This is a genomic window from bacterium (assembly GCA_016873475.1).
Taxonomy (GTDB): Bacteria; Krumholzibacteriota; Krumholzibacteriia; order JACNKJ01; family JACNKJ01; genus VGXI01.
Map to the genome: position 1 here is coordinate 1 of VGXI01000371.1, position 1,976 is coordinate 1,976.

Below are 1,976 nucleotides of genomic sequence, written 5' to 3' on the forward strand. Positions count from 1 at the left end.
TTTTCACTCGGTTTTCGAACGCGAAGTCGGCTTCGCTCCAGGGTTCGAGGCTGCCCAGGATCTTGCCGTACTGTCCCGAGCCGCCGGTCTGCTTCTTGTGCACGTACTCGAAGTCGACGGCCCGGCCGGGGGTCTCGCGATAGGCCACCTGGGGCGGGCTGGTCTCCACCTCGACCTTGTACTCGCGGCGCATGCGCTCGATGTAGACGTCCAGGTGCAGCTCGCCCATGCCCTTGATCACGGTGTCGCCGGTCTCGGCGTCGGCCGCAACCTGGAAGGTCGGGTCTTCCTTGCTGAAGCGCTGGATGGCCTTGGACAGGCTGTCCTGCGACTTCTTGTCCTTGGGCCGCACGGCGAGGCTGATCACCGGGTCGGGCACGTGCATGCTGGCCATCGAGGCCACGAGGCTGCCGTCGGTGAAGCTGTCGCCCGAGGCGCAATCGATGCCGAAGAGAGCCACGATGTCGCCGGCGCTGGCGCCCTCGATGTCCTCCATGGCGCTCGCGTGCATGCGCACGAGGCGGCCGACCTTGACTTTCTTGCCCGTGCGCACGTTGACGATGGTATCGCCCTTGGCCAGTCGGCCCTGGTAGAGCCGGATGTAGGTGAGCTGGCCGTAGGTGCCGTCCTCGAGTTTGAAGGCGAGGGCCAGCAGGGGATCGCGCGGATCGTTGCTGACGACGAACTTGCTCTCGCCGTTCTCGCGGTCGGCGCGGGTCGCCTCGTTCTCCACCTCGGTCGGATCGGGCAGGTAGCGGACCAGTCCGTCCATGAGGAGCTGGACGCCCTTGTTCTTGTAGGCCGAGCCGAGGAAGACGGGGGTGAGCTCGCGGGCCAACACGCCCTTGCGGACGGCGGCGTGGATCATCTCCTCGGTGGCGCGGCCCTCGAGGGCGGCCTCCATGAGGCGGTCGTCGAACATGGAAGCGGCGTCGATGAGCAGTTCGCGGCGGGCCTCCGCCTCGTGGCGGAGCGGCGCGGGGATCTCCTCCTCCCGGATGTTCTCGCCGTTGGCGCCGTCGAAGTAGACGGCCTTCATCCGCACGAGGTCGACGATGCCCTGGTGGTCGGCCTCCAGCCCGATCGGGATCTGGACCAGGACGGCGTTGTGGCCGAGCTTCTCGCAGAGCTGCTCGGTGACGCGGGCCGGGTTGGCGCCCGAGCGATCGCACTTGTTGACGAAGGCGACCCGGGGGACCTTGTAGCGGCGCATCTGGCGGTCCACGGTGATCGACTGGCTCTGGACCCCCGCCACCGCGCAGAGGACGAGCACGGCCCCGTCGAGCACGCGCAGGGACCGCTCGACCTCGATCGTGAAGTCCACGTGGCCCGGCGTGTCGATGATGTTGATGTGGTGGCCCGCCCACTCCACGTGGGTGGCCGCCGAGGCGATGGTGATGCCGCGCTCGCGCTCGAGGTCCATGGAGTCCATGGTCGCCCCGACGCCATCCTTGCCCTTCACCTCGTGAATGGCATGGATCCTGTTGGTATAGAACAAGATACGCTCGGTGAGCGTGGTCTTGCCGGAATCGATGTGTGCACTGATCCCGATGTTGCGGAGCCGGCTCAGCTCTCCGATCATGCTTCGCTCCTAGTGACCGTGAAACGCCAGCGGCGGCGGCCGATGGCGGACGCCCGGAGGCGGGAGCGGCCAAGATTTACGACCACTCCGGTCGCGCAAGAGCAGATCCGTTATTTTTTCAGGGTTTGTGCTGCTCGGGCGCCAGCTCGGCGGGCGGGGAGGCGGAGGCCGCAGGGTCAGGCGCCGCCGGCTCGGGCTCCCTGAGCAGGTCCGCGAAGGCGACCCCGTAGATCTCCCAGATCGTCACGAAGAGCGCCGCCAGGATGGGCCCCGCGATGAAGCCGGCGGCGCCGAAGAGGGCGAGGCCGCCCAGGGTGCCGAGCAGGATGAGCAGCTCGTGCATCTGCGTGTCGCGGCCGACCAGCCGGGGCCGCAGCAGGTTGTCGATGCTTTT

2 protein-coding genes are annotated in these 1,976 nt (G+C 67.5%); both read right to left on the reverse strand.

Going from position 1 to position 1,976, the window contains the following annotated elements:
- Nucleotides 1–1,582 (reverse strand): elongation factor G (gene fusA / locus FJ251_15860; GenBank protein MBM4119177.1); only part of this gene is annotated, 1,582 nt, incomplete at its 3' end.
- A 118-nt stretch (nt 1,583–1,700) separates the two neighbouring features.
- A partial coding sequence (locus FJ251_15865) for an AI-2E family transporter (protein ID MBM4119178.1) occupies nt 1,701–1,976 on the reverse strand: 276 nt, incomplete at its 5' end.